23 protein-coding genes are annotated in these 22,400 nt (G+C 58.8%); 9 read left to right on the forward strand and 14 right to left on the reverse strand.

Annotated features, from left to right (window positions below; genetic code table 11):
• Positions 1–47: 47 nt before the first annotated feature.
• From rlmD to HU722_RS21205, 4 genes are all read right to left on the reverse strand, one after another.
• The gene (rlmD, locus tag HU722_RS21190) at positions 48–1,400 is read right to left on the reverse strand and encodes a 23S rRNA (uracil(1939)-C(5))-methyltransferase RlmD (protein WP_186752066.1); all 1,353 of its coding nucleotides are present in this window, start codon (positions 1,398–1,400) and stop codon (positions 48–50) included.
• Positions 1,400–2,302: a cysteine synthase CysM gene (cysM, locus tag HU722_RS21195; RefSeq protein ID WP_065873799.1), complete on the reverse strand. Its 903-nt coding sequence runs from the start codon at positions 2,300–2,302 to the stop codon at positions 1,400–1,402. The genes rlmD and cysM overlap by 1 nt, the downstream gene beginning before the upstream one ends.
• A gap of 214 nt (positions 2,303–2,516) precedes the next feature.
• Positions 2,517–3,122 carry a tRNA-uridine aminocarboxypropyltransferase gene (locus tag HU722_RS21200; RefSeq protein ID WP_065873800.1) on the reverse strand — a complete coding sequence of 202 codons (606 nt, stop codon included), beginning with the start codon at positions 3,120–3,122 and terminating at the stop codon, positions 2,517–2,519.
• 7 nt (positions 3,123–3,129) lie between these two features.
• Positions 3,130–4,023: a LysR family transcriptional regulator gene (locus HU722_RS21205; protein WP_049712094.1), complete on the reverse strand. Its 894-nt coding sequence runs from the start codon at positions 4,021–4,023 to the stop codon at positions 3,130–3,132.
• A gap of 163 nt (positions 4,024–4,186) precedes the next feature.
• Here HU722_RS21205 and speB point away from each other — a divergent pair, with 163 nt between their 5' ends.
• Genes speB through HU722_RS21225 form a run of 4 tightly spaced genes read left to right on the forward strand, consistent with a single transcriptional unit; the run spans position 4,187 to position 8,541 of the window.
• Positions 4,187–5,137: an agmatinase gene (speB, locus tag HU722_RS21210; protein WP_049712093.1), complete on the forward strand. Its 951-nt coding sequence runs from the start codon at positions 4,187–4,189 to the stop codon at positions 5,135–5,137.
• On the forward strand, positions 5,137–5,559 hold the full coding sequence (locus tag HU722_RS21215; RefSeq protein ID WP_065891095.1) for a YybH family protein: 423 nt from the start codon (positions 5,137–5,139) through the stop codon (positions 5,557–5,559). Before speB ends, HU722_RS21215 begins: the two co-directional genes overlap by 1 nt.
• Positions 5,560–5,580: 21 nt before the next feature.
• Positions 5,581–7,137 carry a purine-cytosine permease family protein gene (locus HU722_RS21220; RefSeq protein WP_065891096.1) on the forward strand — a complete coding sequence of 519 codons (1,557 nt, stop codon included), beginning with the start codon at positions 5,581–5,583 and terminating at the stop codon, positions 7,135–7,137.
• Positions 7,138–7,161: 24 nt separating this feature from the next.
• Positions 7,162–8,541: a sodium:solute symporter family protein gene (locus HU722_RS21225; RefSeq protein ID WP_065891097.1), complete on the forward strand. Its 1,380-nt coding sequence runs from the start codon at positions 7,162–7,164 to the stop codon at positions 8,539–8,541.
• Positions 8,542–8,618: 77 nt separating this feature from the next.
• On the opposite strand, the gene HU722_RS21230 is transcribed toward HU722_RS21225, so the two are convergent.
• The 5 genes from HU722_RS21230 to ptrR form a co-directional block, all read right to left on the reverse strand.
• Positions 8,619–10,697: an FAD-dependent oxidoreductase gene (locus HU722_RS21230; RefSeq protein WP_065891098.1), complete on the reverse strand. Its 2,079-nt coding sequence runs from the start codon at positions 10,695–10,697 to the stop codon at positions 8,619–8,621.
• 305 nt (positions 10,698–11,002) lie between these two features.
• Entirely contained in the window at positions 11,003–11,350 is a 348-nt protein-coding gene (locus tag HU722_RS21235) for a hypothetical protein (RefSeq protein WP_210172791.1), read from the reverse strand.
• Between the two features lie 23 nt (positions 11,351–11,373).
• On the reverse strand, positions 11,374–11,976 hold the full coding sequence (locus HU722_RS21240) for a peptidoglycan recognition protein family protein (protein WP_065873806.1): 603 nt from the start codon (positions 11,974–11,976) through the stop codon (positions 11,374–11,376).
• A 242-nt stretch (positions 11,977–12,218) separates the two neighbouring features.
• Entirely contained in the window at positions 12,219–12,341 is a 123-nt protein-coding gene (locus HU722_RS29010) for a PA1414 family protein (protein WP_003193089.1), read from the reverse strand.
• 142 nt (positions 12,342–12,483) lie between these two features.
• Complete coding sequence (ptrR, locus tag HU722_RS21245; protein ID WP_186752067.1) at positions 12,484–13,377, reverse strand: putrescine utilization regulator PtrR; 894 nt, start codon at positions 13,375–13,377, stop codon at positions 12,484–12,486.
• A 103-nt stretch (positions 13,378–13,480) separates the two neighbouring features.
• Between ptrR and HU722_RS21250 the strand changes: the two genes are divergently transcribed.
• A complete protein-coding gene (locus HU722_RS21250) occupies positions 13,481–14,689 on the forward strand; it encodes an MFS transporter (protein ID WP_065881204.1) in 1,209 nt (402 codons plus the stop codon).
• On the opposite strand, the gene HU722_RS21255 is transcribed toward HU722_RS21250, so the two are convergent.
• The 3 genes from HU722_RS21255 to HU722_RS21265 form a co-directional block, all read right to left on the reverse strand.
• Positions 14,601–16,043, reverse strand: coding sequence for an NCS1 family nucleobase:cation symporter-1 (locus tag HU722_RS21255; protein WP_065891099.1), 1,443 nt, complete (start codon positions 16,041–16,043; stop codon positions 14,601–14,603). The genes HU722_RS21250 and HU722_RS21255 overlap by 89 nt on opposite strands.
• 198 nt (positions 16,044–16,241) lie before the next feature.
• On the reverse strand, positions 16,242–16,640 hold the full coding sequence (locus HU722_RS21260; RefSeq protein WP_065891100.1) for a DUF2177 family protein: 399 nt from the start codon (positions 16,638–16,640) through the stop codon (positions 16,242–16,244).
• Between the two features lie 52 nt (positions 16,641–16,692).
• Positions 16,693–17,529 (reverse strand): CvfB family protein, encoded by an 837-nt coding sequence (locus HU722_RS21265; RefSeq protein WP_065873811.1) that lies wholly within the window; start codon positions 17,527–17,529, stop codon positions 16,693–16,695.
• Positions 17,530–17,864: 335 nt separating this feature from the next.
• On the opposite strand from HU722_RS21265, the gene HU722_RS21270 reads away from it, so the two are divergent.
• From HU722_RS21270 to HU722_RS21280, 3 genes are all read left to right on the forward strand, one after another.
• Complete coding sequence (locus HU722_RS21270; protein WP_003193095.1) at positions 17,865–18,044, forward strand: PFL_1563 family small protein; 180 nt, start codon at positions 17,865–17,867, stop codon at positions 18,042–18,044.
• Positions 18,045–18,252: 208 nt separating this feature from the next.
• Positions 18,253–18,975: a TorF family putative porin gene (locus HU722_RS21275; protein WP_065873812.1), complete on the forward strand. Its 723-nt coding sequence runs from the start codon at positions 18,253–18,255 to the stop codon at positions 18,973–18,975.
• Between the two features lie 65 nt (positions 18,976–19,040).
• Positions 19,041–19,907, forward strand: a complete 867-nt coding sequence (locus HU722_RS21280) for a DUF6279 family lipoprotein (RefSeq protein ID WP_186752068.1) — start codon at positions 19,041–19,043, stop codon at positions 19,905–19,907.
• Between the two features lie 99 nt (positions 19,908–20,006).
• On the opposite strand, the gene HU722_RS21285 is transcribed toward HU722_RS21280, so the two are convergent.
• On the reverse strand, positions 20,007–20,396 hold the full coding sequence (locus tag HU722_RS21285; RefSeq protein ID WP_017134854.1) for a hypothetical protein: 390 nt from the start codon (positions 20,394–20,396) through the stop codon (positions 20,007–20,009).
• Positions 20,397–20,552: 156 nt separating this feature from the next.
• Here HU722_RS21285 and HU722_RS21290 point away from each other — a divergent pair, with 156 nt between their 5' ends.
• Entirely contained in the window at positions 20,553–20,828 is a 276-nt protein-coding gene (locus tag HU722_RS21290) for a hypothetical protein (RefSeq protein ID WP_065873814.1), read from the forward strand.
• A 48-nt stretch (positions 20,829–20,876) separates the two neighbouring features.
• Here the strand turns inward: HU722_RS21290 and HU722_RS21295 are convergent, their stop codons facing one another.
• Positions 20,877–22,223, reverse strand: a complete 1,347-nt coding sequence (locus HU722_RS21295) for a DEAD/DEAH box helicase (RefSeq protein ID WP_065873815.1) — start codon at positions 22,221–22,223, stop codon at positions 20,877–20,879.
• Between the last annotated feature and the right edge of the window lie 177 nt (positions 22,224–22,400).

Genomic DNA, 22,400 nt, shown 5'->3' on the forward strand with positions numbered 1-22,400 from the left:
AGTTCACGGCCCTGAAGAATGCAGGCCAGTCGGATTAAACGGGCATCCTAGCCCGCTTCAAATAACGCCATGGCCTCGACATGCGCGGTTTGCGGAAACATATCGAGGATCCCGGCACGTTTTAGCCGGTAGCCTTGCTTGACCAACTCAACCGTGTCCCGCGCCAGCGTGGCTGGGTTGCAGGACACATACACCAGACGCTTGGCCTTGAGGGTCGCAAGCTTGCGCACAACCTCCAGGGCACCATCGCGCGGTGGGTCCAAGAGTACCGCAGAAAAGCCCTGTTTGGCCCATTCCGCGTCAGTCAAAGGCTGGGACAAATCGGCCTGAAAAAACTGCGCATTATGCAAATCGTTGCTGACGGCATTGGCGGCAGCCCGCTCTACCATGGCCTGCACACCTTCCACCGCCACTACTTCACGCACCTGGCGCGCCAGTGGCAGGGCAAAGTTGCCCAGGCCACAAAACAGATCCAGCACCCGCTCGTCGGGGTGTGGCGCCAGCCATTTCAGGGCCTGGGCGACCATCGCCGCGTTGACCCCGGCGTTGACCTGCACGAAGTCACCTGGCCGGTAGGCCAACTCCAGGTCCCATTGTTCCAATCGAAACCCCAACACCGAATCAGCTTCGACCGGTTCCGGCTGGCCCTCGCCATGCAGCCACAATTGGGCTTCATGGAAACTGCAGAATTCTTTGAGGATCAGCAGGTCCGCGTCCGACAACGGCGCCATGTGCCGCAGCAATACCGCGATGGACGTACCGCTGAACAACTCCACATGCCCCAGGGCCTGAGGTTTGCTCAGGCGGCGCAGCATGCCAGGCAGACGCTGCATGATCGGTTGCAAGGCCTGTACCAGCACCGGGCAATCATCAATGGCGACAATGTCTTGGCTGGCCACGGCGCGGAAACCGACTTCCAGACGCTTCGCCTTGGCATCCCAACGCACCGCCACGCGGGCGCGGCGTCGGTAGCCGAATTCCGGGCCACTCAAAGGTGCAGCCCACTCTTGCGGTTCGACACCCGCCACACGGGACAGTTGCTCGGCGAGCATGCGCTGTTTCAGGGCAAGTTGTTCGGCATGGGGCAAGTGCTGCACGCTGCAACCGCCACAGCGGCCAACGTGCGCGCACGGTGCCGGGCGACGCAGTTCGCTGGCGGTGAACACACGTTCGGTGCGCGCTTCGACGATCTTGCCGTGGGCGCCCAGTACCCGTGCTTCGACTTCTTCGCCGGCCAGCGCACCATTCACAAACCAGGTGCGGCCCTCAAAGAACACGATGCCGCGCCCGTCATTGGCCAGGCGCTCGATGGTCAGGCGTTGTTTCTTGCCCACGGGGATCTGCGGGGCTCGGCTGCCGCCCGTCGGTTGGAAGCGCAGCCCCCTCTCGTGCTTGGCCATCAGTTGGGTTCGTCGAAGATGCCGGTCGACAGGTAACGGTCGCCTCGGTCACAGATGATCGCGACGATCACCGCGTTTTCCACTTCTTTGGACAAGCGCAACATACCGGCCACAGCGCCACCGGAGGACACACCGCAGAAGATGCCTTCTTCACGGGCCAGGCGGCGGGTGGTGTCTTCGGCTTCACGCTGGGCCATGTCGATGATGCGGTCCACGCGGGTCGCGTTGTAGATCTTCGGCAGATACTCTTCGGGCCAACGGCGGATGCCCGGGATGGCAGAGCCTTCCATCGGTTGCAGGCCGATAATCTGGATCTCGGGGTTCTGCTCCTTGAGGTAGCGCGAATTGCCCATGATGGTGCCGGTGGTCCCCATCGAACTGACGAAATGGGTGATGGTGCCCCCGGTCTGGCGCCAGATTTCCGGGCCGGTGGTGGTGTAGTGCGCCTCGGGGTTGTCGCCGTTGGCGAACTGGTCCAGCACCTGGCCACGGCCTTCGGCGGCCATGCGTTCAGCGAGATCGCGCGCGCCTTCCATGCCTTCTTCCTGGGTCACCAGCACCAGCTCGGCGCCATAGGCGGTCATCGCCGCCTTGCGCTCGGCGCTGCCGTTGTCGGGCATGATCAGCACCATCTTGTAACCCTTGATCGCGGCGGCCATGGCCAGGGCGATCCCGGTGTTACCCGAGGTGGCTTCGATCAGGGTGTCGCCCGGCTTGATCTGCCCGCGCAACTCGGCGCGGGTGATCATCGACAACGCCGGACGGTCCTTGACGGAGCCGGCCGGGTTGTTGCCTTCGAGCTTGAGCAACAAGGTATTGCTGGTTTCGCCCGCCATGCGTTGCAAGCGGACCAGGGGCGTGTTGCCGACGCAATCGGCGATTGTAGGGTACTGCAAGGTCATGGCGTATTCGCAATCCAGACTGCGGGGGCGGACATCATACCGGGAAAGGCCGGCGGGCCATATCACGCAAAGTGCGGTGCTTATGGCTTAAAGGCATAAGCACAGAATGTGTTGCCTGGGAGGATGCTATCGCGGGCATGCCCGCTCCCACACTTGAAATGCGCGCTTCTGTGGGAGCTCGCTTGGCTGCGATGGCCGCGCATCGGTCAGCCTGCTAGCCATGCCGACCGTCGCCATGGTTTCGCTGAAAAACCGCGTCCCCCATCGCCGCAATCTGGCCTTCGATCAAGGCGTCGAAGGGCTTGAGCAACGGCTCGAATGAGGTGGGTGCCTCCAGCACTTGCAATGCCTGCACGATGGCTTCCACGGTGGACAAGGCACCCGGCCCTGGCGCCTTGCGCAGCCGATAGCGGGAAACGGCACCCTCGGCCAACGTTACCCGGGGCAACGCCGCCAACAATGGATTGAGGTGCAGCAGTTTGCGCGCCTTGCGCCAGGTGCCGTCGGGGACCACTAGCAACAGCGGTTGATCGCTGGGTGCATAGCCTTGCAGCAACTGAGCATCGTCAGCAGGAAACAATAGTCGCGCTTGGTAGCCGGGCGGATTCAGCAAGGTAGGCAAGTCATCAAACACCTCCCCCACCACCAATTGCGCATTGTTCAACCCCAACGCCGCTAAACGCGCAGTATTCAGCGCATGGTTGACCTCACTCGGGTGCTGCAATAGCAATACGCGGGTGCGGCTGTCGAGGCTGGGGATCAGCGCGCACAGGCAGTGGGGGGTAGGCCGCAAGCAGCGGGAGCATTGGGGTCTGGACATATGGGTTTCAGGCCTGGTTGAGCTGGGCTTTGAGCAAGTCGCGGAAGGTCTGGATCAGTGGTTCACGGCTGCGGCCGCGGCGCATGATCATCGAGAACGGCGCCTGGTAGCCGAAGGTCGCCGGCAGCAGCACGCGCAGGTCGCCCTTGTCGGCCCAGGCCTGGGCGTAGTGCTCGGGCAAATAGCCGATATAGGCACCGGACAGCACCAGGATCAACTGCGCTTCCATACTTTCCACGGTCGCGGCGCTGTGCTTGAAACCGTGGCGCGCCAGTTCGGCCTGGCTCCAATAGCCACGACCGACCATGCGTTGTTGGGTGATGACTTGCTCGGGGATACGCCGTTCATTGAATAAAGGATGCCGGGTGCTGCAATACAACCAATGCTGCTCGCGATACAGCGGCATGTAGATCAGCCCGCTCATGCGGTTGGAGAAAGCACCGATGGCCAGGTCCAGGCGATTGTCCTGCACGCCCAATTGCAATTCGTAAGGGCTCATCACCGACAAATGCAGGTGCACCGCCGGGTGTTCCTGGCTGTAGGCGCCGATGACTTCGGCGAACGGCAGGGCTTTGTCGCTGACGGTGGAGTCGAGCACGCCGAGCTTGAGGGTACCGCGCAGTTCGCCCTTCAACGCCGCCGCGTATTGTTCGAACCCTTCCAACTCACCGAGCAGGCGCAGGGTTTCCTGATGGAACAACTCGCCCTTGCTGGTCAGGCTGAAGCCGCCCCGGCCGCGATGGCACAACACCAGCCCCAGCGCCGATTCCAACTGGCTCATGTAGGTGCTGATGGCCGACGTCGACAGGTTGAGTTCGTGCTGGGCATTGGCGAACCCCTGGTGCCGCACGACGCTGACGAAGATGCGCAAGAGTTTCAGGTCGGGCAGAGCATTGGCCATGGGGTCTCCGAAGGCACACACAAAATCCTACATTTGAACCGAGTCTACCTCAGCCATTAGTTTAGAAAAATCTGAACTAAGTATTTGCCCCTGGCGATTCTTTCGTTTCCAGGGATTTCGCAGAATCGGCCCCTAATAAACAAAACAACGATGAGGCACTCCCGTGGACAAGATTTTTCACCAACCACTGGGCGGCAACGAAATGCCGCGCTTTGCCGGCATCGCCACCATGATGCGTCTTCCCCACCTGCAATCGGCCAAGGGCCTGGACGCCGCTTTTGTCGGCGTGCCGCTGGACATCGGCACCTCGCTGCGTGCCGGCACCCGTTTCGGGCCGCGTGAAATCCGCGCCGAATCGGTGATGATCCGCCCGTACAACATGGCCACCGGCGCCGCCCCGTTTGATTCGCTGTCGGTTGCCGACATCGGCGACGTGGCGATCAACACCTTCAACCTGCTCGACGCCGTGCGCATCATCGAAGAAGCCTATGACGAGATCCTCGAGCACGGCGTGATCCCGATGACGCTGGGTGGCGACCACACCATCACCCTGCCGATCCTGCGGGCGATCCATAAAAAACACGGCAAGGTCGGGCTGGTGCACATCGATGCCCACGCCGACGTCAACGACCATATGTTCGGCGAGAAAATCGCCCACGGCACCACCTTCCGCCGCGCCGTGGAAGAAGGCCTGCTCGATTGCGACCGTGTGGTACAGATCGGCCTGCGTGCGCAGGGCTACACCGCCGAAGATTTCAACTGGAGCCGCAAGCAAGGTTTCCGCGTGGTCCAGGCCGAAGAATGCTGGCACCACTCCCTCGCGCCGTTGATGGCCGAAGTGCGTGAAAAAGTCGGCGGTGGCCCGGTGTACCTGAGCTTCGATATCGACGGCATCGACCCGGCCTGGGCGCCAGGCACTGGCACCCCGGAAATCGGCGGGCTGACCACCATCCAGGCCATCGAGATCATCCGTGGCTGCCAGGGCCTCGACCTGATTGGTTGCGACCTGGTAGAAGTTTCGCCGCCCTACGACACCACCGGTAACACCTCACTGCTGGGCGCCAACCTGTTGTACGAAATGCTCTGCGTACTGCCAGGCGTGGCGCACCGCTGATGAGCACGCACGACGTGCTGCAAGCCGCCGCCGAGCTGGTGGCGGCGTTCGCGCGCAACGACCGCGACGCCTACTTCGGGGCATTCACGGCCGATGCCAGCTTTGTGTTCTACACCCTCCCCCAGCCGCTGCTCAGTCGCGATGCCTATCAGGTGTTGTGGGACAGCTGGCGCCGGGACGAGGGCTTCGAGGTGCTGTCGTGCACCTCGAGCAATGCCTTTGTCAGCCTGCAAGGCGACGTGGCGATATTCATGCATGACGTGGCCACCGAGCTGCGCATGCAAGGGGAGCAATTCTTTAGCCAGGAGCGCGAGACCATTGTCTTTAAACGGCAAGGGTCTGGCACACAACAAAAACAAGGCCTGTGGCTGGCCTGTCACGAACATTTGTCCGCTATGCCGGAAGGGCTGCCGCCCCCTTAGCCAATGTGATCGGAGCTGATCATGAATAATAAAAACAACGATAAAAGTATTCGCAAGATAGAAACCAACGGGGTCGAGCAGATCCCGGACCACGAACGCACCGCCACACCCAAGGATCTGTTCCGGCTGATCTTCGGCGGAGCCAATACCTTTGCCACCGCTGTGCTGGGCTCTTTCCCCGTGCTGTTCGGTTTGTCATTCCAGGCCGGCGTCTGGGCGATTGTGCTGGGCGTGCTGGTGGGTGCGCTGATCCTGGCGCCCATGGGCCTGTTCGGGCCGATCAATGGCACCAACAATGCGGTGTCTTCCGGTGCGCACTTCGGCGTGCACGGGCGGATTGTCGGCTCGTTTCTCTCGCTCCTTACCGCGATTGCCTTCTTCTCACTGTCGGTGTGGAGTTCGGGCGATGCGCTGGTGGGGGGTGCGAAACGTCTGATCGGCCTGCCGGAAACCGACCTGAGCCTGGGCCTGGCCTACGGCGTGTTCGCCATTCTCGTCCTGACGGTGTGCATTTACGGCTTTCGTTTCATGTTGTGGGTCAACCGCATTGCGGTGTGGGCGGCGAGCCTGCTGTTCCTGCTGGGGATCTTCGCCTTTGCCCCGGCTTTCGACCGCCATTTTGCAGGCACCGTAGCGATGGGACAGACCGGTTTCTGGGCGGCCTTTATCGGCGCCGCGCTGGTAGCCATGAGCAACCCGATTTCCTTCGGCGCGTTCCTCGGTGACTGGTCCCGCTACATCCCGCGTGAGACGTCGAAAATGCGCATCATGCTGGCGGTGGTCCTCGCGCAGATTGCCACCTTGATCCCGTTCCTGTTCGGCCTGGCCACCGCGACCATCGTGGCGATCAAGGCGCCGGACTACATCGCGGCGAATAACTATGTCGGCGGTTTGCTGGCGGTGGCGCCCACCTGGTTCTTCCTACCGGTGTGTTTGATCGCGGTGATCGGCGGCATGTCCACCGGCACCACCTCGCTGTATGGCACCGGGCTGGACATGTCCAGCGTGTTTCCGCGCTTGTTGTCGCGGGTCAAGGCCACGCTGCTGATCGGGGTGATGTCGATTGCCTTCATCTTTATCGGACGTTTCGCCGCCAACCTGGTGCAGAGCGTGTCGACCTTCGCCGTGCTGATCATCACCTGCACCACCCCATGGATGGTGATGATGATCATCGGGCTGATTGTGCGTCGCGGCTTCTACTGCCCGGATGACCTGCAGGTATTTACGCGCGGCGAAACCGGCGGCCGCTACTGGTTCAGCCATGGGTGGAACTGGCGCGGGCTGGGGGCGTGGATTCCGAGTGCGCTGGTGGGCCTGTGCTTTGTCAACCTGCCGGGGCAGTTTGTCGGTCCGCTGGGCAACCTGGCCGATGGCATTGATATCAGCCTGCCGGTCACGCTGGGGTTGGCGTCGGTGGTGTACCTGACCTTGCTGCGTGCGTTTCCGGAACCGACGGCTGTCTACGGCCCGACCGTTGTGGCGAGAGAGCTTGCTCCCGTTCGACAGCGAAGGTGGGGCCGCTTCGCAGCCCAGCGGGAGCAAGCTCCCTCGCCACAGCAAGCACCTTCACCACAATAAAAAGATAATTGGAGACTCGCCGTCATGGCTTTGGATTTATTCGTCGTACTCATCTACGCCGCCGGCATGCTCGTGCTCGGCTATTACGGCATGCGTCGCGCCAAGACCCATGAAGACTACCTGGTGGCCGGGCGCAACCTGGGCCCGTCGCTGTACATGGGCACCATGGCGGCCACAGTACTGGGCGGCGCATCGACCGTCGGCACCGTGCGCCTGGGTTATGTGCATGGCATCTCCGGCTTCTGGCTGTGTGCCGCGCTGGGCATGGGCATCATCGCGCTGAACCTGTTCCTCGCCAAGCCGCTGCTCAAGCTGAAGATCTTCACCGTCACCCAGGTCTTGGAAAAGCGCTACAACCCCATGGCGCGTCAGGCCAGTGCGGTGATCATGCTGGCGTATGCGCTGATGATCGGCGTGACCTCGATCCTGGCCATCGGCACGGTGTTGCAAGTGCTGTTCGGCCTGCCGTTCTGGATCTCGGTGCTGCTCGGCGGTGGCGTGGTGGTGGTGTATTCGACCATCGGTGGCATGTGGTCGCTGACGCTGACCGATATCGTGCAATTCGTGATCAAGACCGTTGGCCTGATGTTTATCCTGCTGCCGATCTGCCTGTACCGCGTGGGCGGCTGGGACGAGCTGGTGGCCAAGCTGCCGGCGTCGAGCTTCAGCTTTATCGCCATCGGCTGGGACACGATCATCACCTACTTCATGATCTACTTCTTCGGCATCCTGATCGGCCAAGACATTTGGCAACGGGTATTCACCGCCCGTGACGAAAAAGTCGCCAAGTACGCAGGCACTTTCGCCGGTTTCTACTGCATCCTCTACGGCCTGGCCTGTGCACTGATCGGCATGGCGGCGCATGTGCTGATTCCGGACCTGGATAACGTCAACAACGCCTTCGCGGCGATCGTGAAAGCATCGCTGCCCGACGGGATTCGCGGCCTGGTGATTGCCGCGGCTCTCGCGGCGATGATGTCAACGGCCAGCGCCGGTTTGTTGGCCGCCTCCACCGTCCTGACCGAAGACCTGCTGCCGCGCCTGCGTGGTGGTAAACAGTCGAGCCTGGCGATCAACCGTTTGTTCACGATGCTGACCGGTATTGCCGTGCTGGGGATCGCACTGGTGGTGAACGACGTGATCAGCGCACTGACCCTGGCTTACAACCTGCTGGTGGGCGGTATGCTGGTTCCGCTGATTGGCGCGATCTTCTGGAAACGCGCGACCACGTCGGGGGCGATTACCTCCATGACCTTGGGTTTTGTGACGGCACTGGTGTTTATGTTCAAGGATGGGCTGGATGCGAACACGCCGATTTACTACAGCCTGGCGGTTGGGCTGGTGAGTTTTGTCGTGGTGAGTTTGTTGTCGCGTAAGCCGGAGGCGGTGGCAACGGCGGTTTGATGCAGAACGAGCTTTAAAGCGGTTTCTTCAGCGGGTGCGACGTCGGATGTCGCACCCGTTTTTTTATCACTCAACGCTCAAGTGTTAGTTTGCTGGATGATTTCCTGAACTAAAGAAGCCCATACCAATCCCTGCGTTGTGCCCGCCGCGTAAGTTCCCCCAGCCGCGATTCGATGATAGGCCGACCAATAAACGATCGACAGTCCATCTGCGGTGCAAGGCCTGGCACATTCGATAATATGCAAGTCGCCACTTTCGATCGCCCTGCGGTAGGACATCGGAAAGTGCCGAGAAACAGCGGCCAGGCACGCCGCCAATATCTGCTCCTTGCATTCCGACGTCGAATCAGGCGGAACCTGCCCGCCGGAGACAAGTATGCAATCCCCATCCAACCGGCAATTCATGACGCCGACGGGCAGATCGTACTGCAGCTTGAGTCCGCGCACTTCGACGCCTTCATCACCGACAGCACGCAGTTTGAAAAACCAGCCAATGATCGCGATTACCTCTGACTCCTCCACCCCCATGGCTGTGATGACGAAGTGCTCTCTGCTCAGCTCAGTAATTTGGGCCGGACTCAGATGCTGGGGCTGAAACTGAACGCCAGAGCACTGCAGAAGCGCCTCTAGCTCATTCTTTAAATGGATGAACTCAACATCGTAGCCCGATACCTCAATAGCCCGACCAATCCCTGGGATTGCATAGTTTGCCTGGAATTGCAGTTGACTGATCTCTGCGAGTTCATATCCCGGCTTCCCACTTGGCCAACGCCTGCTTTCAATATCACGCTGCTCAAGAATCGCGGCCTCTACACCACTCGCACCCACCCTATAGGCTCGTACAATCCCCGCCTGTGCGAATTGTGCAAGCGATGGGTTGTCGGCCAGAAGCTTTTCAAAGAGCTCAATGCCTGCGCGGTTGCACGCAACAGCAAAGCACTGATTCCCGGGAGTCAGATGGTCATTATGCAGCGGCTTTGCAGTTGTCTCCGTTGCGGAAAGATGGCGCATGTTCACCTGCTTATGACTGGCTCCATTGCTCTCGCGATTTCCTCCGTATACGACGACCTGATAATTCGCCAGGCGTAACATCATGGCTTGGAGCAGACCGTTGATTCCTCTACCGATGATCGACACGCGCGGCGCACCGACATGTGTGTGTTGAGAGGGGATCATTAACGATTGTGCAAGCTTGCGCCTGACAACACCCCGCAACGCCATTAAGCTCAGTTGGACTGCGACCGCATAGTCAAGGTCGCAATGGCAGGCTTCGGTGGTTGCCGCCCGTGCAGTGAGCGTCGCCGGTTTACGCCACGTGGAGACACTACAGCCGAGCATTTGGGTACGCATCCGAAACACATCCAATGTCGTAGGTCCGTAATCGACGACAAGCTGGATGCCTCCAGCCGCCGCCAACATTCGCAATGCATCATCGCTAAAGACATCCGGTTTGGCGACACAGACCAGGCGAGCTTGTTTGTGCATACATTCAATGAGGGCCTGATCAATGCGATACGTAGACTCATCATTCAGTGATAAACATATGGCAACAGCAGAGGCACCCTCTAACGCCTCGAACCAGTCTGCGACAAAAGTCACCCGGTTATCGGAAAAGGCTGTCCCATTATTATCTGGCGCTCGACAGTGTCGAACCAACACCTTTATCCGAACATCCGGATCTCGATCAAGCAACAACTTGACCAGCTCTTTGCCTACATTGCCGTATCCCAATATACGGACATCATGGGGTAAGGAGCCGTCGGCCAGTTTCAACCAATGCGTGATATAGGCAGCCACATGCGGCGCATTGACCCCAGGCGTATTGATCACCCGAATACTGTTAGATTTACACAGGTCCAGCCGCACTTTATCCAAACTCGTACCTCTTCGGATCAGATAGAGGTCTTCAAAAGGATGAGATATACGCCATTGGTCAATGACGTCTGCATCGATAGATTGGTCGCCGACAATTATCGTTGATGGGCGCAGGAGCCCAATCTGTATGAGCAGAGCTTGCTTAGTTAACGTTGGGGGAAGAAAAACTACGTTGCTGGGGGCCTCAGCCTTCCAGGCTCTCGACACAGGCGCGATATGTAAAATGTTTTCAGTTATGGCAATGAGTGGCGCAGCGACGGGCGGAACCGAAGAGAGCAACATAGCTTTGTCTCCAACCAATTCTGACTTACTGGTACCTCAAAGCGAGGCACTCAATAAAGTTAGGGCGCGATGAAAATGCGCTTAGTTTTTATCCGAGACTAGTTGCCTTGGTCCCTAATGGAACCCAACCTACGCGTGTCTTTATAATTAAATAAGCCAGCCGATTCTGACAATCATGCAGTCCAATTCCGACAAATGAGTGCCAAAACCTGATTGACATGCGTGAAATCGGGCTAGTCACCCGAAATCCCGTGAACAAGAGCGGATACGACTTCAGATATCACTTCTATCTTTTCAACCCGTCGCTATTTTTTGGCGCCTTCAAACACATCACCGCAGTCCTTGCAGCCAAAGTACTGCGCAGTTGCCGGGCACTCAATCTCCCCCGTAGCGCCTGCCCTCACCCGCCAAATGCATGCCTTGCCTTGATATTTCAGCGTGCCCTCCAGGTAACAAGGCGCCCAGTCATACTCATCGTGCAGCGTACGACCATCAATAAGTTCAGCCTGCTTGAAAAAGGCCGCTACCTGCCGCTCATCCAGCGCAACGTCACTGGGACGGCAACGCTCAGGTTCTTCGGAATGGAAGCCCGCGATGGAGATAGCCTCAACATCACGCGGGGTGGACGCGCATCCGGCGAGTAACATCCACACGCCCAGTGTCCATCGCGCTGAAGTCATTGCCACACCGCACTGCTGGCTTCACCTGGATGTTTGTATGAGATTTGCGGGTGCGTGTAGATGTCTTCCGGTGTCAGACGGAAATGACCACGCAATTCAGACACCAACCACTGCAGAGACTGATTCTGCAGTGCGGTAACCCGCTCATAACGCGTGGCATCCAGGTGTTTGCCGACCAATTCGATACCCAGGGAGTCCGCATTCATCGGGTATCGTTCAGGATAGCCCTTGGTGCGTTCGTGCCGGTCCAGCGCGCGAATCTGTAACGTCCAGGTGAGCGCTTGAATCGACTGGATTTGAGCGGTATCACAGGTCGTTTTATCAACTGCCAGGCACTTGGAGCGCAGGTAGCGCCCAACGTGATAACAGCGTTTTTTCAGGCTGGCCGTCTGGTAGATGAGGCCATCTTTTTCAATCAAAAAGTGCGCACCGTTGCCTTTGGACAGATAACCGTTAAAGGTGTGCTGTGCCGTTGGGGCATCCGTCTGGTGAATCACCAAGGCACGCACGCTACGCATATCTCCCTGCTCAATCGATGGAAACCGACGACGCTCAACCCTGTCGGAAATCACCATACCTTCGCCATCAATGCTCGACATCCCACTACCCTTCCGTCCTTGTGAAGACAAAAATATAGAAGGACGAACCGGAAAAAGGTACGGATGACAGGATAAAAAGAAGGGTCCGACGACAACGCTGGCCTCGTCAGATAATCCAGTAAAGCGGCGGGGAACAAACTGCGGCTGCGCCCGAATGACAGGGAACCGAGCACGCCCTGAATAACAACCCATTGCAAAGCGCCCGCACGATCAACGAGTCGATCGCATGAGCGCTTCAGGACTTACCGGCGGCGTGGGCGGCGCTGCTCATCATCTGTGCGGATAGGCACCGGTTGTAGCGGAGGCTCGATCAAGCCCAGTGCAACACCCAGATCATGGAGCCAGTTTTGAATTTTCTCTTTCATGGTTGCCCCCCTTGAGGGTAATGCTGGTAGGCGCAAGTTCTGTCGCCTTTTCCTACACTGATAGTAGCCCTAAGTCCTACGTAATGCATGAACGAAACCACAACGAACTATTACTGAATTGATTCAAATCCTGACGGATCGTTCAAGCAATTGCGCGTGCGTCTCGCAGGACCTCTGCCTTGCCCTCTTGCTGAAGGTCGATCCATGCATTGAGGTTAGCGCCGAGCATACCCTTTCGCCACATCAGCCAGGTGGTCGCAGTGGCAAAAGGCCCCGTCAGCGGATGAACGGACACATTTTCCTTGCCTGGCAGGCTGTCGAGCATGGACTCGGACATCAACGCCACCCCGGAGCCAGCAATCACGCAGGCGAGCATGCCTTGATAGGATTCAATCTCGATTGCCCGCCCCATGGCCACACGCTCGTGGGAAAACCAGGTTTCCAGACGAGTGCGATAAGCGCAACTGCGGCGGAAGGTGAACACTGAACGCCCGGCCACATCCTGCGGCCCGCGCACCGACGGGTGATCGGCCTCGCATATCAGTACCAATCGTTCCTCGCACAGGGCGACTCCGTCCAGGGACGCGATTGTGATGGGGCCGTCCACGAATGCAGCATCCAGACGACCGGTGATCAAGCCTTCAAGCAACTCACCGCTGGGCGCCGATTGCACTTGCAGGTTCACCATCGGATAAGCCTTGTGATAGCGCGCCAGCAGCTTGGGCAAGTGAACCGCTGCCGTGCTGTACATGCTGCCCAACACAAAATCCCCAGCCGGTTGCCCGCCTTGCACGGCGCCATGGGCTTCATCGTGCAGCGCCAGCAGGCGGGTGCTGTAGTCCAGCAACACCTTGCCTACAGGAGAAAGCTGCAAGCGTTGGCGTTCACGTACGAACAGCTCGACGCCGAGCTGTTCCTCCATCTGCTTGAGCCGGGTCGACAGATTCGACGGCACCCGATGCAGACGCTCGGCGGCGCGGGTGATGGAGCCCTCTTCGGCCACGGCCTGGAAAATGCGCAATTGACTGAACTCCATAACTTTCTCCAAAACTGAACAAGTTGCTAACTATTATTCAATTTTACAGAAAGTCAATCAGCTTTAGCCTGAGGGTATTCGCTTACCCGCAGGAAACTTGACCATGTCTCCCTTGATACGCTTACTTGCCAGCTTCGTCGCCCTGATGATGGCGATGGGCATTGGCCGCTTCGCCCTCACCCCACAAATGCCGCACCTGCTCAGTGAAGGGCAGATCGACCTGACCGGCGCCGGCCTGATCGCTGCCGCCAACTACCTGGGCTACTTCGTCGGCGCGGTGGATTCGATCTTTGCGCGCAGCCACCACCACGTGCGCGGGCGCTTGTATGGCGGCTTATGGCTGTGTGTGTTGCTGACGCTGGCGTCGTATTGGGCTCATGGGTTCTGGCCGCACCTATTACTGCGCTTTGGTACCGGTGTCGCGAGTGCCTGGGCCCTGGTGATGATCACCAGCCTCAGCCAACCATTGGCGATTGCGGCCGGGCGTCCGCGCCTGGGCGCCTTGGTATTCGCCGGGCCAGGGTTGGGGATTCTGTTGACCGGGTTATTGGCGCTGGGCTCCAACCTGCAGGGGCAAAACTCGGCGACGTTATGGCTGGTGTATGGCGTGGTGGCGTTGGTGATGTTGTTGGCAATCCTGCCTTTCCTGCCCAGGCCTTATGCCGATGGCGCAGCGGTTGCCAGCCACACCGAGGGAGGCAGCAACGGCAGCATCGCGCATTTGTGCTGGATCTACGTGCTGTTCGGCCTTGGCTACATCATTCCGGCAACCTTCCTGTCGCAGATGGCCAGCGCGCAGTTCAAGGGCGCCTGGCAGGCCGATCTGTTCTGGCCGTGCTTTGGCCTGGCCGCAACGATTGGCGTGGGAGTGGCGAGTCTGCGCCGCAAGGACCCGCACACCACGCGCCGTTGGCTGATGACCACGCTGTGGCTGCAAGCGGCCGGCGTATTCGCCTGTTTGTTCGGCAATGGCTGGGGTTTAGCGCTGGGCGTGCTGCTGTGTGGCGGGCCGTTCCTGGCCTGCATGCAGTTGGTAATGGCCCGCCTGCGGGACGTCGCGCCCCACGGCTACCAGCGCAGTACCGGGCTGCTGACCGCCAGCTTTGCCATCGGCCAACTGAGCGGCCCGTTGCTGGCGTCGGTCAGCAGCCACCTCAGCGGCGGGTTGCAACCCGCGCTGGTGATTGCCGGCGCGGGCCTTTTAATAGCGGGCTCGGTGCTGCTCAGCCGACAACCAGCGGCGCAGGCACATGAATCTGCTCACGCCGAGCCAGCACCAGGAAAAACAGCCCACCCAGGAAGCAGCCGGTAAACCAGGCGAAGTTGGCCATAAACTGCAACGCCGGGGTAAAGGTGATCGCGACCCCCACCAGCGTCGCGGGCACAAGCGCTTTGACCGCCGTCCAGTTCACGCCACCGTCGAAGTAGTAGCGCCCGCTGGGGCTGTCATCAAACAGTGCATCCACGTCGATCTTTTGTTTTTTGATCAGGTAGAAATCCACCAACAGAATCCCGAACAGTGGCCCGATAAACGCGGCGAGGATATCCAGGGTGTAGTGGATCATCAGCGGGTTATTGAACAGATTCCACGGCGTGATAAAGATCGACGCCACGGCGGCGATCATCCCGCCGGCACGCCAACTGATTTTGCTCGGCGCGACGTTGGCGAAGTCAAACGCCGGGGAAACGAAGTTGGCGACGATATTGATACCAATGGTCGCGGTGACAAAGGCAAAGGCACCGAGCAACACCGCCATGCTGTTATCGATGCGCGAAACCGTGGCAATCGGGTCATGCAGCATTTCGCCGAACACCGGCAAGGTGCCCGAGACGATGACTACGGTGACCAGGGAAAACGCCAGGAAATTCACCGGCAGCCCCCAGAAGTTGCCGCGTCGTACGTCCTGCATGCTGCGACAGTAGCGGCTGAAGTCACCGAAATTCAGGGTGGGCCCGGAGAAGTACGACACCACCAGCGCGGTGGCCACGATCACCTGGCCAAACGCCTGCCAACCCGACAGGGATTTCTCTGACAGGGTGAAGCTGATATTCGACCAGCCCGCCTTCCACACGATCCAGCCGGCCAGGGCAAACATCACCGCATACACCACCGGCCCCGCCCAATCGATAAAGCGGCGGATAGACTCCATACCAGCCCAGAACACGGCCGCCTGGAGCAACCACAGGCTCAGGAATCCAAACCAGCCGAGGTACGACAGGCCTGCAAAGTGCGGTTCGGCATACACCGCCATCTGCGGGAAGAAGCGCAGCACCACGATGATCAACGCACTTGATGCCAAATACGTCTGAATCCCATACCAGGCCACGGCGATCAAGCCACGAATCACTGCGGGGATATTCGCGCCAAACACGCCAAACGCCAGCCGACAAATCACGGGATACGGCACAGCGGCCTGCTGGCTCGGCCTGGCCACCAAGTTAGCGATCAACTGAACAATGCAAATACCGGCGAGCAAGGCGATCAACACCTGCCAACTGGCCAGCCCCAGGGCGAACAGGCTGGCGGCGAACACATAACCGCCAACGCTGTGCACGTCGCTCATCCAGAAGGCGAAGATGTTGTACCAGGTCCACTTTTGCGGCAGTGGGCCCAAGTCCTTGTTGTACAGGCGCGGGCTGTAGCCTTTGGGCAATTGTTCGGTCATCGCTGGGCTCCTCGAAATACCGGCCTGCGCTTCCGTCACGGGGTGCATACGGGAGGCGGCATGGTTTGTATACGAGACAGTCAGCAGAATGCGTGCCAATTGAGCGCAATCCCTTTGATACGGTGTTCCAAAGAGATTGATACAGGTCTATAAGCGGGGACCGCGCTCAGCTACGGTGCACATCAATCCTGTACACAATCAACGGTGCACTCGATGTGCACACAAGTAGCCCACCGTACAGCACGCCGCCGTCAGAAAGGTGCCCCAGGCCATGTCCATGATCGCCAATTGCGCGGACCAACCTTGCAGCGTGGCCCAGTTGCTCAGGTCATAGGTGCCGTAGGCAACCAGACCAAGCAAGGCGCCAAGGCGTGCGGCGCGTTGCCAGCTTGTGCTGGGCAAGACCACGAACACTACGCAACCCAGTACATAAAGGAGATAGAAGAGTGTCGCAGGCAACAGGCGGGGCTGATCCAGCATCAGTGGACCCAGCAGGGATTTGTAGGTGGGTCCCATGAGGACGCCAAGCCAGAGGCCGTCCAGGATCAGGAACGCGAGCAGAGTGCCGAGGTAGGCGAAGAGCATTTTCTTGGTCATTGATGCAACCTCTGTAGGCACCGGACGGCGCCTACAGAAGAGCAAAGCGCGATCAGCTTAGTTCAATGCGATCCGCGTGAATCACGATCTGGCCCTGCTTATACAGCGCACCAATGGCTTTCTTGAAGTTGCCCTTGCTCACGCCGAACAAGTTACTGATCACCGTCGGGTCGCTTTTGTCGCTGACCGGCAAGATGCCGTTGTTTTCACGCAACTTGGCGAGGATCTTCGAGTTCAGGCTGGAGGCCGCTTCCTGTCCGACCGGTTGCAGGCTCAGGCTGATATTGCCGTCAGCGCGGATTTCTTTGATAAAGCCTTTTTCTTCCTTGCCCGGGCGCAGGAACTTGAACACTTCGTTCTTGTGGATCAGGCCCCAATGCTTGTTGTTGATGATCGCCTTGAAGCCCATATCAGTGGCTTCGGCCACCAGCAGGTCGACTTCCTGGCCCACCTGGTAGTTAGCAGGCGTTTTGTCCAGGTAACGATCCAGGCGCGCAGTGGCGGTGATGCGCTTGGTGTGTTTGTCGAGATAAACGTGCACCACGCAGTATTCACCTGCGGTCATCTGGCGTTTTTCTTCCGAGTAAGGCAGCAACAGATCCTTGGGCAAACCCCAGTCAAGGAACACGCCAATACTGTTGACTTCCACCACTTTCAAACTGGCGAATTCACCCACTTGAACTTTCGGTTTTTCAGTGGTGGCGATGAGTTTGTCATCGCTGTCCAGATAGATGAAAACGTTAAGCCAGTCTTCATCTTCGCTGGGAATATCTTTAGGGATATACCGATTAGGCAAGAGGATTTCACCGTCTTGCGCACCATCCAGGTACAAACCGAAGTTAGTGTGTTTTACCACTTGCAAGCTGTTGTAGCGCCCGACTAAAGCCATGTCCAAATACCCTCATTGCGTGAGCGGCATTCTACCCGAGTTGGACCCGCCACGCGCGGGCGCCTGAAAAAACGCGGGCTGAGGTGGCCTTGCAATAGCATCGCCCAACGCACAGCCCCGCTCGTCCGATCAATCGGCCAGTTTTTTCAAGCCGCCAACCCTCGACCGCCCCATGGTTTCGAATTAAAACAATAAGTTAGGGGGCTTATTTGAAAAATGAAACTTTGCTGTTTCCGACCGCTGCACTTATTCCCGGGGGATATTTACCAAGCAATTGTCAAGTATTTCCTGTACGATGCCTGGCCAAGTTAATTTTCTACAGGTTAGTGGCCGCCATGCGTGTAAAAGCATCCAACAGCAAAGCAAAGCCAGCTCCAGCCGTTGAAACCAGCGAATCGATCAACAGCCAGATCGCTGCGTTCCTTAAGTCCGGCGGCGAAATCCAGCAAATTGCCAAAGGCGTGAGCGGCCAGACTTTCGGCCCATCCAAGCAGATCAGCTTGGGTAAAAAGTAATACCGCGCAACACACCTGGTCCCTAAGCGTCTTGCCCTCAAGGCGCTAGGACTAGAGCTCGAAATACCCTCTCCAATCATCCACATTTTTGCATGAATCGACGAACGGGCCTCACCTGCAGGCATTCGCCGGTATGCTTGCACGCGTCTAGCACGGGCATCTGCCCGATTTCCTTCGTCACTGCTCCTCGCTTTTCATGGAGTGAAGCATGCTCAAATCCTGTATTTTCCTGGTCGGTGCCCTGGTGACCTGCCCCCTCGCCGAAGCGCAAATCTTTCAGCGCGAATTGGGTGATTTCGATTTGAAATTGGGCACCACTCCCAGCCGCAGCATGGCGCAGGGCTTGGTCAAGCCGACGTCGCCTGGCAGCGACTCGTTCCATGGCGGGTTGGACCTGAGCCACGACAGCGGCCTGTACTTCGGCCAGTTTTCCCCGAATATGGGCTTGTCCTCGGCCAGCACCCTCGAAGTCGATTCCTACATGGGTTTCAAACACCCCTTCGATCAGACCCTGGGCTACGAAGTGGGCTTGATCCATTACAGCTACCCCAAGCTCAGCCCCCTCGACAGCCAGGAGTTCTACGGCGGCCTGAACCTGCTGGGCAATCGCTTTGGCGCCTCCTTCAGCAACGATCCGGACCGCCAGGACAGCACCCTGTTTGCCGACCTCGGCGGCACCCAACCTTTCGGCATTGGGGTCAGCATGAAATACACCACTCATCAGTTGGGCGCTCCAGTCTCGGTGGACGGCGGCTCCATCCGCGCCTTCAGTGACTGGTCGGTGCAATTCTCGCGGGAATGGATGGGCGTTGACCTGAACCTGATCTACAGCGACTCCAGCCTGAGCGGCGGGGATTGCTCGGCGTATTCCGGACATAATTCGCAATGCGATGGTCTGTTGACGTTGAAGGCCGCGCGGACGTTTTATTAATGGGCTGAACTGTCGCGCCCAGCGCGGGTTCACATGTGACACCCCATTCCGCGAAGGACCCGCCCATGCTGCGTCGGCTCAAATTACTGGTGGTATTGCTGACCGTGAGCCTGATGCTCGCCGGCTGCAATCGCGTGGGCCTGGCCTACCGCAACCTGGACGTGATCATCCCCTGGACCCTCAACGATTACCTGGACATGAACGCCGGGCAAAAGAGCTGGTTCAACGACAAACTCAAGGAACACCTGGCCTGGCACTGCACCACGCAGCTGCCGGGTTATCTGGATTGGCTGGATCGCCTGCAACAGATGGTCGACAACAACCAGGTCACAGACGCCGCCTTGCAGACCCGTACCGCCGAAGCCAAGCAGGCTATTGACGAGGTCGCCCGTGAGATCACGCCATCGGCCATCAAACTGCTCAAGGGCCTGGACGATCAGCAGGTCAAGGAAATGAACGAGGCGCTGGCCAAGGATCTGCGCAAGCGCCAGGATGAATACCTGAAGCCGCCACTGGCCAAGCAGATCCAAGAACGTGCCGAGCGCATGAGCAAGCGCCTGGATACGTGGATGGGCCCGCTCAGCGCCAGTCAGCAGAATCGCGTGACGGCGTGGTCGCTCGCATTGGGAGACCAGAACACGGAATGGATCGGCAACCGTGCGCAGTGGCAGGCTCAATTCATCGACGCCGTGCAACACCGTGCAAGCGCCGACTTCCCGCAGAAAATGCAGCAGTTGCTGGTGGATCGGGAGAGCTTGTGGACCCCGGAGTATCGCGCTGCTTATGCCCAGACAGAGGCTGCAGCGCGCAGTCTGTTGGTCGACCTGATGGCAGACAGTAGCGCGCAACAACGCTTGAAGCTGACGCAGAAAATTGACGGCGTGCGCAGCGACTTCAAAGCGCTGAAATGCCTGAAGGCTGCCACGATCTAAAAATGTGGGAGCGGGCTTGCCCGCGATAGCGATCGGTCAGTAACGACTATATCGACTGACACGCCGTCATCGCGGGCAAGCCCGCTCCCACAGAAGCACTCAGGCAATCTGAGCTTTTGACGCCACTTCAGCAAAGGTCGCCGGATCCAGTGCATCCGCCTGCTCATCCAACACCTGACGCGGATGATCGTTGCCCGGGATCGAACTGTCGATCAGCGCCAGCAACTGCGCGCCGAGTGCAGTCAGGATGAAGTTCTCGCCATTACCGCCCTCTTCCTCAGGGCGCGATTCAATAAAGCCACGCTTGAACAGCAGCGCCTCATAATCCGCAGCGGTCTTTTTCAGCGCATCCAGGTTGCCGGTCGATTCGCCCGCCGTCGCCTTCTCGGCTGCTTCCTGCTCGGCATACTTGCGCGGCGCGAAGCTGCCCTCGCCGTTCTGCACTTCATGCAACAGCCGTTCGATCAGATCCCAGTTGTAAGTCGTCATCCTGATTCCTCCTGCAGGCTTAAGGAAAATTAGCCCGTCTTGAGGTGTGACCCGTCACGTCAGCCGCCGTTCAGCCGAATAGACGGCGTGTCATTTCTCTGAACTTTCCAGACGTTCGCGCCCTCAACAGCACATAACCGCCAAGGAGGTCTCTCCATGAAAACCCTGAAAAACCTGGCGATCGCCGCCACGCTGCTGACTGCTCTGCCAACCTGGGCCTGCACACCAGACGAGGCCACGGCCAAGCGCGAACAACTGGCCCAGGAAGTGGCCAAACTGACCGAACAGAACCCGACCAAGGCCAAGGAGATGAACGACGAGCTGCAGAAGATGGATCTGGATACCGAAAGTGCCGAGTTTCCTGACAAGTGCCAGTTGATCGATGCCCGACTCAAGGAACTCAAGGAAGCAGCCGCCAAAGCCAAAAGCTGAAGGCATAAAAAACCGGACAAATGTCCGGTTTTTTTCATCACTCAAGCCTTACTCAGCAGCCGGTGCTTCAGGCTTGCGGCGCTTAAGTGGCGCCATGCCATCTTTGCTGACGAGCGACAGGTTGTCGGTCTTCGGCCGGTTGGCGATCTTGCGCTTGGTCGGCGACTTGGCGCCGGTTTTCTTCTTGTCGCCCTTGGCGTCGGTCTTTTTCTTCTTTACGCCAACCGCCTTGCCCGACGCCTTGACCTTCTTCGGTCCGGTGTACGTGCCTTTGACTTCCTTGATGGTGCGACGCTCGAACGACTGCTTGAGGTAGCGCTCGATGCTCGACATCAGGTTCCAGTCGCCGTGGCAGATCAGCGAAATGGCCAAGCCGTCGTTGCCGGCACGCCCGGTACGCCCGATACGGTGCACGTATTCGTCGCCGCTGCGCGGCATGTCGAAGTTGATCACCAAGTCCAGGCCGTCCACGTCCAGGCCGCGCGCGGCAACGTCGGTGGCAACCAGAATCTTCACGCCGCCAGCCTTGAGGCGGTCGATGGCCAGTTTGCGGTCCTTCTGGTCTTTGTCACCGTGCAGCACGAACGCTTTGTATTCCTGGGCCACCAGGCGACCGTAGATGCGGTCGGCCGCAGCGCGGGTGTTGGTGAACACGATGGCTTTCTGATAAGTCTCGTTGGCCAGCAGCCAGTTGAGAATCTGCTCTTTGTGCACATTGTGGTCGGCGGTGACGATCTGCTGACGCGTGGTCGCGTTCAGGTCGCTGACGTTGTTGACCTGCAGGTGCTCAGGGTTGTTGAGGATCTTGGCGACCATTTCACGCAGGGTCGAACCGCCGGTGGTGGCGGAGAACAGCATGGTCTGCTGGCGGTTGACGCACTCGGCTACCAGGCGCTGCACGTCGTCGGCAAAGCCCATGTCGAGCATGCGGTCGGCTTCGTCCAATACCAGCACTTCGACTTCCTTGAGGTCAAGGTTGCCGGCGTTGAGTTGCTCGATCATGCGGCCAGGGGTGCCGATCAGGATATCCGGCACCTTGCGCAGCATGGCGGCCTGGACCTTGAAGTCTTCGCCGCCGGTGATCAGGCCGGACTTGATAAACGTGAACTGCGAGAAGCGCTCCACTTCCTTCAAGGTCTGCTGGGCAAGCTCGCGGGTCGGCAGCAGGATCAGGGTCTTGATGCTGACGCGGACTTTGGCCGGGCCAATCAAACGATGCAGAATCGGCAGGACGAAAGCGGCAGTCTTGCCACTCCCGGTTTGAGCAGTCACCCGCAGGTCACGCCCTTCGAGCGCGAGCGGGATGGCCGCTGCTTGCACCGGCGTAGGCTCGACAAATTTAAGCTCGGCCACGGCTTTGAGCAGGCGTTCGTGCAGGGCGAATTGGGAAAACACGGGTGCTACCTCGAAGAAATACAAAAAAACAGCTGCATAGGTTACCGGTTTCGGGCGTCCAAACCGAGTTTCTTTACGCGAACGGTACTAATCAGCTGCTTTTTTGTCAGGGCATTTGTCCATGACGTCAACTTTGTCGCACTTAAATGCTCTAATCGCCCCGTCTTGTCTTACAGA

Origin of the sequence: Pseudomonas tritici (assembly GCF_014268275.3) — a bacterium.
In the GTDB taxonomy this organism is placed as follows: domain Bacteria; phylum Pseudomonadota; class Gammaproteobacteria; order Pseudomonadales; family Pseudomonadaceae; genus Aquipseudomonas; species Aquipseudomonas tritici.